The organism is Rhodocaloribacter sp., from assembly GCF_056451265.1.
Genome location: NZ_JBWOPL010000045.1, coordinates 36,097 through 50,705, shown reverse-complemented (window position 1 = coordinate 50,705; position 14,609 = coordinate 36,097). Strand labels below are relative to the sequence as shown.

The window sequence follows — 14,609 nt, the reverse complement described above, 5'->3', positions numbered from 1 at the left end:
GAACCGACCATGTCATGCCCTACGCGACGGACCTCACAATATCGCAGACCGACGGAAGATCCGACGTCGGGAATGAACCCTCGAAACATCGTAGAATCCTCCCCCATACGCCACGGGCTCGAAGAACCCGGCGCTTCACATACTACGGATACCGACCCCGAAAGGACCACGCTTCGCGGGCCCGTCATCCCCGCACCCGACGCGCACCCGTCTGCGACGGGGAGAGGGCTCCCATGAACCACGCACCGTCATTCCGATGAAACCAATGAAAGAGACGCTCGACACCCTCAAGGCCCGGCTTGCAAAGGTGATGGACCTCAATGCCGCCGCCGCCGTGCTCGAATGGGATCAGGAGACGTACATGCCGGCCGGCGCCGCCGGCGTTCGTGCCTTGCAGATCTCGACGATCCGGAAGCTCGCCCACGAGCACCTCACCGCCGACGAGATCGGCGCCCTCCTCGACCGGCTCGACCCGGCCGTCTCCGACCTCGACCCGGCCTCGACCGAGGCGGCGCTTGTGCGCGTGACCCGGCGGGACTACGAGCGCGCCCGAAAGCTGCCGGGGCGGCTCGTGGCGGCGCTTGCCGAAGCCTCGGCGCACGCGCGTGAGGCGTGGAAGACGGCCCGCGAGACGGACTCGTTCGCGACCTTCGCCCCGCACCTCGAGCGGCTCGTCGCATTGAACGTCGAGAAAGCGGAGACGCTCGGCTATGAAGCGCACCTCTACGATCCCCTCCTCGACGAGTTCGAGCCGGGCATGAAGACCGCCGACGTCGAACAGGTCTTCGAAGGCCTCCGCGCGGAGCTCGTGCCGCTCGTCCATGCCATCGCCGAGCGACCCGCACCCGACGAGACGGTCCTCCACCGTCGCTTCGACCCGCAAAAACAGTGGGACTTCGGGCTGGCGGTCATTCGAAACTTCGGCTTCGACTTCGAGCACGGGCGACAGGACCACTCGGCCCATCCCTTCACCACCGCTTTCTCCGTCTTCGACGTCCGACTGACCACCCGCGTGGACGAGCACTTCTTCAATCCCGCCTTCTTCGGGACGCTCCATGAGGCCGGTCACGGCCTTTACGAACAGGGTATCGCCCCTTCCCTCGACCGGACGCCCCTGGCCTCGGGGACGTCGCTCGGTATGCACGAATCGCAGTCGCGGCTGTGGGAAAACCTCGTGGGCCGGAGCCGTCCCTTCTGGTCATACTATTATCCGCATCTCCAGAGAACCTTCCCCGAAAGTCTGTCAGACGTGGATGGCGAGACCTTCTTCCGCGCCGTGAACAAGGTCGTCCCGTCGCTCATTCGTGTGGAGGCCGACGAGGTGACGTACAACCTCCACATCATGCTCCGTTTCGAACTCGAAAAAGCGATGCTCGAAGGCCGCCTCGCCGTAGCCGACGTGCCCGAGGCGTGGAACGAAAAGATGGAGGCCTACCTCGGTCTCCGCCCGAGCTCGGATGCGGAAGGCGCGCTTCAGGATATCCACTGGTCGCTCGGGGCTTTCGGCTACTTCCCGACGTACGCGCTCGGCAACCTCATGTCGGCCCAACTATTCAATCAGGCGAAACAGGACCTCGTCGGGCTCGAGGATCAAATCGCCGGGGGATCTTTCGAGGCGCTGCTTCGATGGCTCCGGGTGCACGTCCACCGGCACGGGCGGAAGAAGACGGCGACCGAGATCCTCGTGGACACGACGGGCGAAGGGCTTCGGGCCGAACCCTGGCTGGCGTACGTTCGAGAGAAATTCGGCGCGCTGTATGGGCTGTGACGGTCACGCCCGAACGTCGACGACGATGCGGCCGAGCACCTGCCCGTCGAGCAGCGCTGCGCTCGCGGCAGGCACTTCGGCGAGAGGAATCACGCGGTTGGTCATGCGCGCGAAGGCTTCTTTCGGGACTTCGGCGGCGATGCGCGCCCAGGCTTCGAGGCGTCGGGGCATGGGGCACGTGTTCGAGTCGATGCCGAGGAGGTTGACGCCGCGCAGGATGAACGGGAAGACCGTCGTATGCAGTTCGTGTCCTCCGGCGAGCCCGCATGCGGCGACGCTCCCGTGCCGCCCGGTCTGGCTGAGGAGGGCGGCCAGCGTAGCCCCGCCGACGGTGTCCACGGCCGCGGCCCACCGCGCGGTGTCGAGCGGACGACCCGGTCCCCGCCCCAGGTCGTCTCGGGGGATGAGACGGGCGGCGCCGAGCGCTTCGAGGTAAGCGCGCGCGTGGGTTTTCCCCGTCGAGGCGACCACCTCGAAGCCGCGGCGCGCGAGGATGGTCACGGCGAAGCTGCCCACGCCGCCCGTCGCCCCGGTGACGGCGACCTCTCCGCGTCCGGGTGCGACGTCCTCGTGTTCGAGCGCCATGGCCGAGAGCATGGCCGTGAACCCCGCCGTCCCGGCGACCATCGCCTCCTTCGGCGTCAGGCCCTCCGGGAGCGGCACGAGCCATTCGCCCCGCACCCGCGCCATGCGGCTGAACCCGCCCCACGTGTTCTCCCCGAGGCCCCAGCCGGTGCCGATGACGAGATCCCCCACGCGCCACAACTCCGACTCCGAGGCGACGACCTCCCCCACCAGGTCGATGCCGGGCACGAAAGGATAAGCGCCTCGGATGATCTTGCCCCGACCGGTGACGGCAAGCGCGTCCTTGTAATTGAGGCTCGAATACATCACCGAGACGAGCACATCCCCTTCGGGCAAGTTTTCCGGTTCGAGCGACCGCACCGCGGCCGTCACCTTCCCTGCTTCCTGTTCGAGCACCAGCGCTTTGAAAGGCATCGCGGACCTCCTGAATGAAAAAGACGGGAGTCAAGATACGCACACATGTTCGATGCTGCGCGGTCGAAGCTTCACGGGAAAATCGAGCACTGAGCTATGTCATTGCTTTTCATCGTCCCTCTCCACATTCATCCCTTCAAAAAGGCCGTCAGTCGAGTTTCTCTTGAGACTTTTCTAACCATACCTTTACTTTCGCATCGGTATCCCTTTATTTCGACGGCCCCCCACACCGTCCTCACCGCCGGCGCCCTGCATAACCGGTGTGCCTTTCTCTATCCACCAACCTCCTATCTTCATGCATACTTCTCGTTTGCGCTTGCTCTGCCTGTCGCTCATCACGGCATGCATGGGCTTGCTTCTCTCTCCCGGCTCCGTTTTCGCGCAGTCACAGGCCACCACGGGCGTCGTGCGCGGCTTCGTGGCCGACCAGTTTTCCAACCCCATCCCGAACGCAACCATCGTGCTCCGGGAGACGGGGACGAACTTTGAACGAACGGTTACCTCGAACGAGCGCGGCATCTTCACGGCCAACCTGTTGCCGCTCGGCGCCTACGAAATCACCGCGAGTGCGCCCGGCTACAGCGAATTCCAGCAGACCGGCATCCGCGTGCGTGTGGGCGCCACGGTCGAGGTGCTCATTACGCTGGTCAATGAACTCGAAGAGGTAGTGGTCGAGGCCGGTCGTGTGGCCGTCGACGTGGAGCAGAGCGAGGCAGCCACGCGTCTTTCGGACGAGGCCGTCGAAGGCCTGCCGAACAACGGGCGCAACTTCCTCAACCTGACCCTGCTGACGCCCGGAGTGGCGATCGTGCAGGGACCGGACGGCGACGAACTTTCCATCGCCGGACAGAAGGGCATCCACAACAACATCTCTGTGGACGGGGCGGACTTCAACAACCCGTTCTTCGGAGAACAGCGGGGCGGCCAGCGCCCGGCCTTCACCTTCAACCTCGATGCGGTCGAGGAGATCGTGGTGGTTCCGCAGGGCGCAAACGCCGAGTTCGGGCGTTCGAGCGGCGGCTTCGTGAACGTCATCACCAAGAGTGGAACGAACACCTTCCGCGGCTCGACCCACTATTTCGGCAAATACGATTTCCTCTCGGCCAACTCGAAGCACGAAAGCCTGGTGCGCGAGCCCGACTTCATGCAGCATCAGGTCGGGTTCACGCTCGGCGGTCCGATCGTCAGGGACAAGCTCTTCTTCTTCACCGCGCTCGACGCCCAGCTCTTCGACGACACGAAGCAGAAGAACATCGACCGCATCGACCCGCGCTTGCGCCAGTTCATGGACACGGCCTTCGGCGGCGCGCTCGCCGGCGACTACGGCCCCATCGATCGGACGAACGACGCCCTGGCCTATCTCTTGAAGCTCGACTGGCGGCTCTCGAACCAGCATTACGCCACGCTGAAGTACAACTTCACGTGGTCCGAGCAGGTCAACGGGACGTTTGACGTCGATCCGTGGGGCCGCAGTTCGAACGCCGTGGAGAAGGACTGGTCGAATGCGATCAACGGCAGCCTCATGTCGATCCTGAAGGAGAACGTGACGAACGAGTTCCGTTTCCAGTGGGCCCGTGAGAACCGCCCGCGCCCGTACGAAGGCCCCGGCTTCCCCGGCATCGCTCCCCCGCCCGGCGTCGACACGCCCACACGTCCCTTCCCCGACACCGGCGTCGACTTTGCGGGCGGATACCGCTTCGGCATGCCGTTCTTCATCCCGGTCAAGTATTATGACACCCGCTTCCAACTCCTGGACAACGTCTCGATCCTGAAGGACAACCACCTCATCAAGATCGGAGCCGAGTGGAACCGCGTCGAGTCGGTGCAGACGTTCATCGGCTTTGCCAACGGCCGGTTCATCTTCGGCTCGATCGACGGGTTCCTGAACTACGTGGAGAACGGAAACAGTTACGTGGAGTGCTCCAATGGAACGTCGAGCACGACGGGCGCCTGTCCCGCCGGTTCGGACATCGTCGGGCCGGTGGTGCTGTATCTCCAGCAGGCCGGCGTCGGCGGCACGACGGTCGAGGAGGCGGGCACGCAGAGCATCCCGCAGCACGAGCTCGCCGTCTTCGTTCAGGACAGCTGGAACGTGACGCCAAAGCTGACGCTCAACTATGGGCTCCGCTGGGAAGCGCAGGTGCAACCCGACCCGATCACCCCGCCGGACGAGGTGTTCTACAGCGGCTTCATCGGACAAACGTCCACCACCCCGCAGGGCACGTTCGAGTTTCCCTCCGACGGCACGATCCCCTCGGACTGGGACATGTTCCAGCCGCGATTCGGCTTCGCCTATGACGTCAAGGGCGACCGGAAGACGGTCGTTCGCGGCAGCGCCGGCATCTATTATGCGCGCATCCCGGGACTCAACCTGGCCAGCTCGCGCTCGACGAACGGCTCGCGCGGCCAGACCATCTTCCGCAACAGCGCTCTGACCCCGATCCTCGGCGCGCCGCCGAACTATGACGAGCTCCTGACCCCGCCCTCCGGCGAGCCTTTCCGCCCGGATGTCTTCGTCTTCGACAAGGACTTCAAGAACCCCCGGACGATCAGCGCGAGCTTCGGCATCGAGCATCAGATCAATGACTGGGGCCTCGTGGGCTCGATCAACTATACGCACGCAAGCACCGACGACCTGACGCGCTTCGTCAACCGGAACGATCCCATCGCCTTCGGTGACGGGGTGGAAGGCCCGTGGTCCTCCGGTCTCAACGGCGGCTTCAATGGCGTCGGCGCGCTGACGACGGTCGAGAGCTCGGCCAAATCCCGGTACAACGGCGTCACGTTCGGGCTCCGGCAGTCCATCCGCGAGGACGTGCAGTTCCAGATCAACTATACGCTCTCCTGGGACAAGTCTGACGACGACAACGAGCGCGACCCGTTCACGCTCCGGTACGTCGATCCCCGGAAGTTCGACCGGGAGTATAACTGGAGCGACCGCGACCAGCGTCACCGGCTCAACGCGTTCCTCCTCACCCGGCTGCCGGGCGACTTTCTCCTGAACAGCCGCCTGAGCTATTATTCGGCGCAGCCCACCTCCGAGTCCTGCGGCTCGAACAACCAGGGCACCGGTCAACGCTCGCTCAACCCCTTCGGCTTCGGCTCCGACCGGATCTGCCCCAACGGCACGATCCTCCTGCGGAACACGTTGCGGAAGGACAACGAGTTCTTCTCCGTGGATCTGCGCCTGACGCGCGTCTTCAAGCTCCCCAGACGCGGAGAGATCGAAGCCATCGTGGAGGTCTTCAACCTGTTCAACACGGACAACTTCCGCGACCCGACCTTTGGCGGGCTGCTGTTCAACTTCGACGGAACCGTCCAATCCGGCCTCGGCGATCCGCGTCAGGTGCAGGTGGGCGTGAAGTACCGCTTCTGAGCTTCAGCATGCGTGCTTCGGGCCTCACGCGCCCCCTACCGGCCGGCTTCCCCCTCGGGAGCCGGCCGGTTTGGTCTGGCAGGCTTCAGGGGTATGGAACCATGACTCCCCCGGAGCCACAATCTCGCGCGCCCTCTTCCGCCTTCCCGCGCCGCCGTGTATATTCCTTTCGGTCCTCCCCATGAACGCGAACCTCCAGTCCATGCCCCCACACGAACCGCGCTCCACCGACCTGGGCGAGACGCTGACGAACGGCCTCCTCGGCTTCTTCGGCGTCGTCGCCGCTTTTCTGCTTTTGCCGAAAACCCTGAAGTTTTTCGTCCGCCGATTCGTGCTCCGACTGATCGGAGAGGTGATCCTGTTCATCACGTTCGGCTTGCTCACCGAGAAAGTCATCGACTGGCTCGATGAGCAGGCCCCGCCTACGTGAACGCGCCCCGGTATACTGCTTCACCCCAGACCATTGCTCACCTTTATCCACGGACCCGTCATGGTGCACGCACGCTTTGCATCGCTCGTTCTCCTGCTCGCCCTCCCGGCGAGTTGGGCGCCCCCTGCGCGCGCCCAGCTCCGCCTCGACGTCGCGCCCCGGCTCGGCTTCGACCTCGTTGGGGACGTCGAAGAGTTTTTCCTCGGTGTAGACGCGCGTATCGGCCTCGTCGCGCTCCCCGTAATCCTCAATCCGGCGTTCGACTATTACTTCACCGAAGGCAGCCTGAACGTATACCAGTTCAGCATCAACGCCCTTTATCCCCTCCGATATCCGGGGATGCGTCCGTACATCGGAGGCGGCATCGGGATCTCCCGTATCTCCATCGACCGGGACGGACGGAGGCCCGGCGCGTTCGACCGAAGCGACACGGACGTGGGGCTCAACTTCATCGGCGGCGTCGTCTTCCGCACGGGCAACCTGCGGCCGTTCGCCCAGGGTCAGATCACCTTCGGCGACCTTGACCTGTTCACCCTCTCGGGCGGGCTGCTTTTCCGCCTCGACAAACCCTGACCGGCGTCGCGGCCGCACCTCTCACCCACGCTTTCGTTTCCGTATGAGCCAGGCTTCGTCCGTCAACGACCGTCCCGACAAGATCGGCGTCATCACGCACGGTTCGCTCAACCAGGGCGTCGAAATGAAGCTCGATGCCGCCGAGTCCATCGAGAGCGTCGTCGCCGGCACGTTCGTCGTCGTCCAGGGAGAACGGTATGACTTCTTCTCGATGATCACCGACGTGACCATCGACGCCGCAAACGAGAACATCCTGCTCCACCCGCCCTCCCGGGAGGACGACCTGCTCCGCCGCGTGCTTCAGGGGGCGGGCACGTATGCCACGGTCTCGCTCCGGCCCATGCTCATGATGGAGAACCGGGCGAACGAGGAGTTTGCCGAGGTGAAGCCGGTGAAAACCGTCCCGGCCCATTTCTCGGCCGTGGCGAAGGCGACGGAGGAAGACGTGGCGCGCGTCTTCGGACACGAGGCAAACAGAGACGACGAGGGACGGCAACGCTTTTTCAACGTGGGCGCGCCGCTCGGCATGGACGGCATCCCCCTGTGCATCGACCTTCACCGCTTCGTCGAACGCTCGAACGCGGTCTTCGGCAAAACCGGAACCGGGAAGACCTTCGTCACGCGGCTGCTGCTGGCCGGCACGATCAAGACGGGCCATGCGGTGAACCTGATCTTCGACATGCACTCGGAGTACGGGATCAATGCCCGAAAGGAAGGCGGCGGATTCGTGCGCGGGCTGCGCGACCTCTTCCCGAGCAAGGTGATGATCTTCTCGCTCGATCCCGAGGGCACACGCAGCCGCACGAGCGTCCAGCCCGACTTCGACGTGTATCTGTACGCCGACCAGATCGAGCCGGGGGACGTTCTCCCGCTCCGCGACACGCTCAACCTGACGGCGACCGCCGCCGAGAGCACGTACGCGCTGTACAACCTCTTCGGCAAAAACTGGCTCACCGCGCTCCTCCACGGGGACGCCGCCGAGATCGCCGAGCGGTGTGGGGCGCACGAAAACGCCATCGCCGCGCTTCAGCGGAAGCTCCGCGTCTTCGAGGGGTACGGCTTCTTCAAAGCCTCGCCGTCGAAAGGGCAAGAGGACGTCATCGAGGCGCTCATGGAGACGCTCGAAAGCGGCAAGTCGGTCGTCTTCGAGTTCGGGAAATACGACGACCTCCGGGTGTACCTCCTCGTGGCCAACGTGATCACGCGACGGCTCCGCGACCGGTATGAGGAGCGTACGAACCGATACCATCAGACCCAAAACGACGCCGATGCGCCCCATCCGCTGATCATCACCATCGAGGAGGCGCACAAATTCCTTGCGCCCGGCGTGGCGCACGAGACCCCGTTCGGCAAGATCGCGCGGGAGATGCGGAAATACTTCGTCTCGCTCCTCGTGGTGGACCAGCGCCCGAGCGCCATCGACGAGGAGGTGCTGAGCCAGATCGGGACGAAGATCGTGGCCCAGCTCAACGACGAGAAGGACATCGGCGCGGCGCTCGTGGGCGTCAGCGGGGCCTCGGCGCTCCGGCAGGTGCTCGCCTCGCTCGACTCCAAGCAGCAGGCGCTCATCCTTGGTCATGCCGTCCCGATGCCCGTCGTGGTGCAGACCCGCTCGTATGACGAGGAGTTCTTCGCGTCGTTGCGCGACGACCGAAAGCCACAGACGTTCGCCGAGGCGAAAAAGGACATCGACCGGCTCTTCTGAGGACGAGACTCAGCCGTGCACTCCTTCGTCGATGCGGCGCACTTCTTCGGGGGTGAGCGTCACGGTGGCGGCGGCGACGCAGTCTTCGAGATGCTCGATCTTCGTCGTGCCGGGGATCGGCAGGATGCGAGGGCTTTTGGCGCGAAGCCAGGCAAGCACGAGGCGCTGCGGCGAGAGACCCCGCTCACGCGAGAGCGCGGCAAGCACCGGAATCTCATCGAGCTTTTTGGCGCGGTTCACGCCGCCGAAGGGACTCCACGGCAGAAACGTCAGCCCCTCCCGTTCGCAATAATCGAGCACGCCGTCCTTTTCCGGCGTCCGATGCCACGGACTGTACTGGTTCTGCACCGACACCACGTCGACGACCCGGCGCGCCCGCTCGATCAACTCGACCGAATAGTTCGACACACCGACGAAACGGATGAGACCTTCGTCGACGGCCGATTTCACGACCGAGAGCGACACTTCAACGGGCACCTTCGGGTCGGGCGCATGATGTTGCCACAGAGTGATCGGTTCACCGCCCAGGGCTTCCACGCTCTGCCGGATCGTTTTGCGGAGGTGGTCCGGATGACCGTCGGTCACCCATGCGCCGCCGGGACGCATCAGGCCCCCTTTCGTCGCCACGACCACGTGCGACGTGTCGCCGTCGTACGAGGCAAGGGCGCGGTGCACGAGCCGCTCGTTGTGGTGCTTCTCCGTTTCGTCGATGCAATACGCATCGGCGGTGTCGATGAAGGTGACGCCGAGATCGAGGGCGCGGTGGATGACGGCGACGGATTCGGCTTCGGTCGGACGCCCCGCCAGCGAGAAGTGCATGGCGCCCAGCCCGATCACGCTCACGTGCAGGCCGGTCGTCCCTAGTTCGGTGGATTCCATGGAATACGGGGAGGAAGGTTAGGGAAGGCGTGGCGCGCCATACGTGCATACAGGCGGAAGACGCTCAAGTTCTCCAAGCCGCCGGCGGCTCTCCGGCGAGCCCGCTACCCTTCGCGCTCGAGCTCCGCCCTCGGGCGCCACTCCGCTTCGGGCTGCACCACCGGATCCGGCTCGGGACCGGGATCCGGCCAGCCCATCTCGGAGACGCGCATGAGCACCTCCACCGCCATGTCCCGATCGACGGCGATCTGGCACGAGAGCCGCACCTCGTCGAGCAGGCCGGCGCTTTTCAGCTTCTCATATTCGGCTTTCGTCATCGTCTCCGGCTCGCCTTCGAGGAACCGCACGCGGCAGGTGGTGCACCGCGCGTGACCGCCGCACCGATGCCCGATGTCCACCCCGCACGCCTCGATGGCGCGCACGAGCCGGGCGCCTTCCGCAACGTCGCACGTACCGTGACCTTCGATCGTGAGCTTATACATTTCGTATCTCTGTTTCTGGTTGATGAATCGAGCATCCCGCCCGCCGGGCGACGCCCCGGTACGGAGGGCCGGTTCTTTATTCCGCATGAAGCGTCTTCTGTTCCTCCGCGCGGTTCTTCAATCCGAGAGCGAGCAGGGTGAGGACGAACCCGATGGCGGCGATGATCAGGATGGCGCTCTGATAGCCCCGGGCGGAACCGCCCTCGGAAGCGGCCACCGCCCCGATGAAAGCGCTGCCCGTGAGCTGACCGATGCTGATGAAGAGGGTGATCACCCCCTGCGCCACCGTTCGCTCCGTCGCTTCGGCCTCGTGCAGGAGAATGTACGCGAGCGCCGAGCCGAGCAGCCCCGCCAGTCCAAGCCCGAGGAGCACCGAACCGCCATAGAAAAGCGCCCGGCTCTCTCCGCCCACTCCGACGGTCAGCAGCCCGAGCGTGAGCAGGCCCGTGCTCGCGATCACGATCACCTTCGAGCCGACGCGGTCGAGCACGCGGCCGACGATCGGCGAGGCGACGGCCACGGCAAAGACCAGGGGAAGCAGCATGAACGACGCCGTCGACTGGGTCACCTCGAAAGCGGTGACGGCCAGGGCCGGGAAAAAGACGAACGCCGCTTCGGTCATCCCCGCTCCGGTGGCGAGGAGACTGGCCAGAACCACCTGCCGGCTGCCGAAGAGCCGCAACCGCACGACGGGATCCTCGGCGCGTCGTTCGACGGCGATGAAAAGCGGGAAAAGGACCGCCGCCGCTCCGAAGGACATCCACAGCCGGGGATTCCGGAGGCTCTCCGCAAAATGCTCCGTATCGATCTGGTTGACGCCGTAGGCCAGCGCCATGAGCATCAGACCGAGCGCGGCCATGCCGGGCCAGTCGAGCGGCTTCGCGGCGCCGGGACGACGGCCGGGAAGCAACCGCAGACTCGCCACAAAGACGAAAGCCGCGATCGGCAGATTGACCACGAAGAGCCACCGCCATCCGAAGAGCAAGAGGATGCCGGCCACGATCGGCCCGATAATGAACGCGACGCCGAAGACGGCCCCGAGTGCGCCGAGCGCCCCGCCCCGACGTTCCGGAGGAAACACGTCCCCGACGACGGCGCTCGCCACGGGAAAGATGCCGGAGGCCGCCAGCCCCTGCAAGGCGCATCCGACGAGCAGCACCGTGAAGCTCGGGGCAAGCGCCACCACGAGCGACCCTGTGGCGAAGAGCGCCACGTCGGCGGCATAAACCAGGCGACGCCCGTATACGTCGGAGAGCTTCGACATGAGCGGCACTCCGACGAGGTTGAACAGCACGAAGGCGTTAAACACCCAGGAGAGCATGCGTTCGTTGACGCCAAAGTCTTCACCGATGGCTGGAAGCGCAGGCCCCACCATGGCAATGAACAGCGCCGCCATGAGCACGCCGAGAAAAAGAATGCCGAGAAGGCGTTTCTGCCGGGTGGAGTCTGTCAAGGGGTGTGGGGATCTAGGGGAAGAAGGGCGTAATGCGGTGCGCCCTGAAGCGCTCGTGGAAGTTTAGGGGCAACGGCGGAAAGAGACAAGGGCAGTCCATATTCCGCAAAGTGAGGTTCCGAACCATTCGCACATTAAAGAATCACCCGCTCCATGCCGATATCACGCATGTATCCATCCTTCCGGGAAGGCCCCGCGCTCGTGCGTCCTCCTCGACAGTTTCAGTTCCATGAACGCTTCACGGCTCAGTCTCTTCTTGTGGACAGGGGAGGTCGCGGACGCCCCGCCTCCTGAAAGGCGCCCCCCTTCCCCGACCGTCTTCCTCTTCTCTTTCCTCTCCGGCGCTTCTCGCTCTCCCATGCTCGGGAGACAAACGGCGAGCGTTAGGAAGCGATCCGATGCGCCCCCTCCCTTCTCCACCGGCCGCGCCCTGCGGACGATCAGATTATTCATCCGCCATGGGTCCCTCACGCTTTCCGGTACGTGCCCACACCGGATCGCCTGCTCTGAACGTTCAGGGGGGGCACGATGACTCCACCCGAACCCACCATATCCCCGGACGGGGCGCCGACCTCAACGCGTCAGAGAGTAAACTTCCGATGGAAGCTGACCCTCCTGAACAGTGGGCTGATCACGCTCATTTCGTTCTTCTTCTTCCTCTACATTCCCAACCATCTCAAGCGCCAGGCCCTCGAAGCTATCGAGGAAAAAGCCGGCGCCGTAGCCGAGATGTCCACATTCTCGCTGGCGCCCGCCCTTGCGCTCGGCCACTACGAAGAGGTAGAGAAAGCCCTGGAGGAAACGGTTCGCCTTGAGGACGTAGCCTATGTCCTCGTGTTCTCGCCCGAGGATCAACCCATTGCGTCGATTATCCGTGACTCCACCCTTGACCTCGCACACTTGAGCGTCCATCCCCACGACAGCCTTACCTCGGACGGTCGCCTCTATGAGATGCATCGAACCATCGAGTGGGGCGGCGAGACGCTGGGGCGTCTGCACCTGGGGTTCTCCCTCGAAGAGTTAAACCGCTCGCTCACACACAGCCGGCTGACCATCGCCCTGGTGAGCTTCCTCGTTTTTCTCTTCGGCATCATCGCCACACTTTGCATCAGCGCGTTCATCACGCGCCCGCTCAAACGGATCGTTCAGGCGGCCGAAGCGATTGCCGAAGGAAACCTCGAGCAGCGGGCGCCCGTGCAGACCCGCGACGAGATCGGACAACTGGCCGCTTCGTTCAACGACATGGTCGACAGCCTCAATGAGGCCTATGTGGCGTTGCGGGACAGCGAAAGCCGTTTCCGCGCCCTGAGCGAGCACGCCTCGGACATGACCCTGATCATCGACCGAAAGGCGAAGATCGCCTACGTCTCTCCCGTGTGCCAGGCTATCCTCGGCTATTCGATGACCGATCTGGTGGGACGGCGCGCGCTGAACATCCTTCATCCGGACGACCGGCGGCGCGCGCTCCGCGCCCTCGCCCACGAACGCACCGACGGCTCGAAGATCATCACGCTGGAGGCAAGGGTCCAGCATCAGAACGGCTCGTGGCGCACCATCTCTTTTCGCGCACGCAACCTGATCGACCATCCCGGCATCAACGGCATCCTCGTCAATGCCCGCGACGTAACGGAGAACCGAAAGTTCGAACGGGAACTGGTGCTTGCCAAGGAACAGGCTGAAGAGATGGTGCGCCTCAAGGACGCCTTCCTGACCAACATGAGCCACGAGATCCGCACGCCGCTGACGGGCATCCTGGGCTTTGCACAGATCCTGCTCAGTGAAGTCGACGACGACTATCGCCCCCTGGTCGCCAGCATCGAGCAGAGTGGACAGCGGCTGCTCCATACCCTCAACTCCGTGCTCGACCTGGCGCAACTGGAAGCCGCCTCGGTGCACCTCAAACTCAAACCCCTCAACGTCTATGAGGAGAGCCTCGCGGCCGTGCGTCTCCTTCAGCCGCTGGCCACAAAGAAAGGCCTCACGCTCGACGTGCGCTCGACCGCCGAAGAACCGGTCGCCCGCCTCGACCGGGCCTATCTGAACCGCATTCTGAACAACCTCGTCGGCAACGGCATCAAGTTTACCGAGGAGGGCGGCGTCCTCGTCAAAATCAGCATCGAACACGACCGGCTCCTGATCGAAGTGCAAGATTCCGGCGTCGGCATCGACGAGGCCTTTCTCCCGGACATCTTCTCCGAGTTCAAACAGGAGTCGTCGGGCATCGGGCGCGAGTATGAAGGCAACGGACTCGGACTAACGATTACGAAGCGGCTCGTCGAGATGATGAATGGAACCATCACGGTGAAAAGCATCAAGGGCCTCGGTTCGGTCTTCACGGTCACCTTCCCCGTCTATCACCCGTCCGCAACGTCCATCAAACGACCGCCGAAGCAAGAACCCGCTGCCCCCCGGCCCGCCTTGCCCCGGAAGCTCCGGACCGCCTCCCTCCTTGCCGTGGACGACAACCCGGACGTACGGATGCTCCTCGAACGCTGGCTCGGCCCCGGGCTGTCGGTCACCACGGTCAAAGACAGCGCGACGGCCTTCGAAGAGGCGAAAAAAAGCTCGTTCGACGTGGTGCTCATGGACATCAGCCTCCGCGAAGAACGCGACGGCGTCTCGGTCATGCGTGAGCTCCGGACGCAGCCCGGTTTCGAGAAGACCCTCTTCGTCGCCCTGACGGCGTTCGCGCTCCCCGGCGACCGCGAACGCTTCCTCGAAGAAGGCTTCGATGCCTACCTGAGCAAGCCCTTCACCCGGCAAAAACTCACGTCTCTCATCGACGAACTGCTCCACCGAAAAAGCAGCTCTGGTTCGCCTCAGACCGTCTCCTGAACCGGCTCCGGGTCGAGCGCGTCCGTTGCCCGGATCGAAGAAGCCTCCGGGCGCTCCCTTCGCGTCCACACGGGGCACGGCGCGCAGAGCCGACGAGGGTCTTTCGGGG

General features: G+C 64.2%; 11 protein-coding genes. 6 read left to right on the top strand and 5 right to left on the bottom strand.

The window, feature by feature from the left end:
- Positions 1-256: 256 nt before the first annotated feature.
- Complete coding sequence (locus AC1HIY_RS07595) at positions 257-1,768, top strand: carboxypeptidase M32 (RefSeq protein ID WP_479576121.1); 1,512 nt, start codon at positions 257-259, stop codon at positions 1,766-1,768.
- A gap of 3 nt (positions 1,769-1,771) precedes the next feature.
- Here the strand turns inward: AC1HIY_RS07595 and AC1HIY_RS07590 are convergent, their stop codons facing one another.
- Positions 1,772-2,767 carry an MDR family oxidoreductase gene (locus AC1HIY_RS07590; protein ID WP_479576120.1) on the bottom strand — a complete coding sequence of 332 codons (996 nt, stop codon included), beginning with the start codon at positions 2,765-2,767 and terminating at the stop codon, positions 1,772-1,774.
- A 295-nt stretch (positions 2,768-3,062) separates the two neighbouring features.
- Here AC1HIY_RS07590 and AC1HIY_RS07585 point away from each other — a divergent pair, with 295 nt between their 5' ends.
- The 4 genes from AC1HIY_RS07585 (at position 3,063) to AC1HIY_RS07570 (ending at position 8,851) form a co-directional block, all read left to right on the top strand.
- On the top strand, positions 3,063-6,143 hold the full coding sequence (locus tag AC1HIY_RS07585; RefSeq protein ID WP_479576119.1) for a TonB-dependent receptor: 3,081 nt from the start codon (positions 3,063-3,065) through the stop codon (positions 6,141-6,143).
- Between the two features lie 202 nt (positions 6,144-6,345).
- Positions 6,346-6,573, top strand: coding sequence for a hypothetical protein (locus AC1HIY_RS07580; RefSeq protein ID WP_479576118.1), 228 nt, complete (start codon positions 6,346-6,348; stop codon positions 6,571-6,573).
- A gap of 60 nt (positions 6,574-6,633) precedes the next feature.
- Entirely contained in the window at positions 6,634-7,146 is a 513-nt protein-coding gene (locus AC1HIY_RS07575; protein ID WP_479576117.1) for an outer membrane protein, read from the top strand.
- A gap of 43 nt (positions 7,147-7,189) precedes the next feature.
- On the top strand, positions 7,190-8,851 hold the full coding sequence (locus AC1HIY_RS07570) for a helicase HerA domain-containing protein (protein WP_479576116.1): 1,662 nt from the start codon (positions 7,190-7,192) through the stop codon (positions 8,849-8,851).
- A 9-nt stretch (positions 8,852-8,860) separates the two neighbouring features.
- Here AC1HIY_RS07570 and AC1HIY_RS07565 read toward each other — a convergent pair whose 3' ends face one another.
- The 4 genes from AC1HIY_RS07565 to AC1HIY_RS07550 all read right to left on the bottom strand — a co-directional run bounded on the left by AC1HIY_RS07565 (position 8,861) and on the right by AC1HIY_RS07550 (position 12,118).
- Positions 8,861-9,730, bottom strand: coding sequence for an aldo/keto reductase (locus tag AC1HIY_RS07565; protein WP_479576115.1), 870 nt, complete (start codon positions 9,728-9,730; stop codon positions 8,861-8,863).
- Positions 9,731-9,834: 104 nt separating this feature from the next.
- Entirely contained in the window at positions 9,835-10,212 is a 378-nt protein-coding gene (locus AC1HIY_RS07560) for a 2Fe-2S iron-sulfur cluster-binding protein (protein WP_479576114.1), read from the bottom strand.
- 76 nt (positions 10,213-10,288) lie between these two features.
- Entirely contained in the window at positions 10,289-11,665 is a 1,377-nt protein-coding gene (locus AC1HIY_RS07555; protein WP_479576113.1) for an MFS transporter, read from the bottom strand.
- Positions 11,666-11,827: 162 nt separating this feature from the next.
- Positions 11,828-12,118 (bottom strand): hypothetical protein, encoded by a 291-nt coding sequence (locus AC1HIY_RS07550; RefSeq protein WP_479576112.1) that lies wholly within the window; start codon positions 12,116-12,118, stop codon positions 11,828-11,830.
- A gap of 75 nt (positions 12,119-12,193) precedes the next feature.
- On the opposite strand from AC1HIY_RS07550, the gene AC1HIY_RS07545 reads away from it, so the two are divergent.
- Complete coding sequence (locus AC1HIY_RS07545; protein WP_479576111.1) at positions 12,194-14,500, top strand: ATP-binding protein; 2,307 nt, start codon at positions 12,194-12,196, stop codon at positions 14,498-14,500.
- The last annotated feature ends 109 nt before the right edge of the window (positions 14,501-14,609 follow it).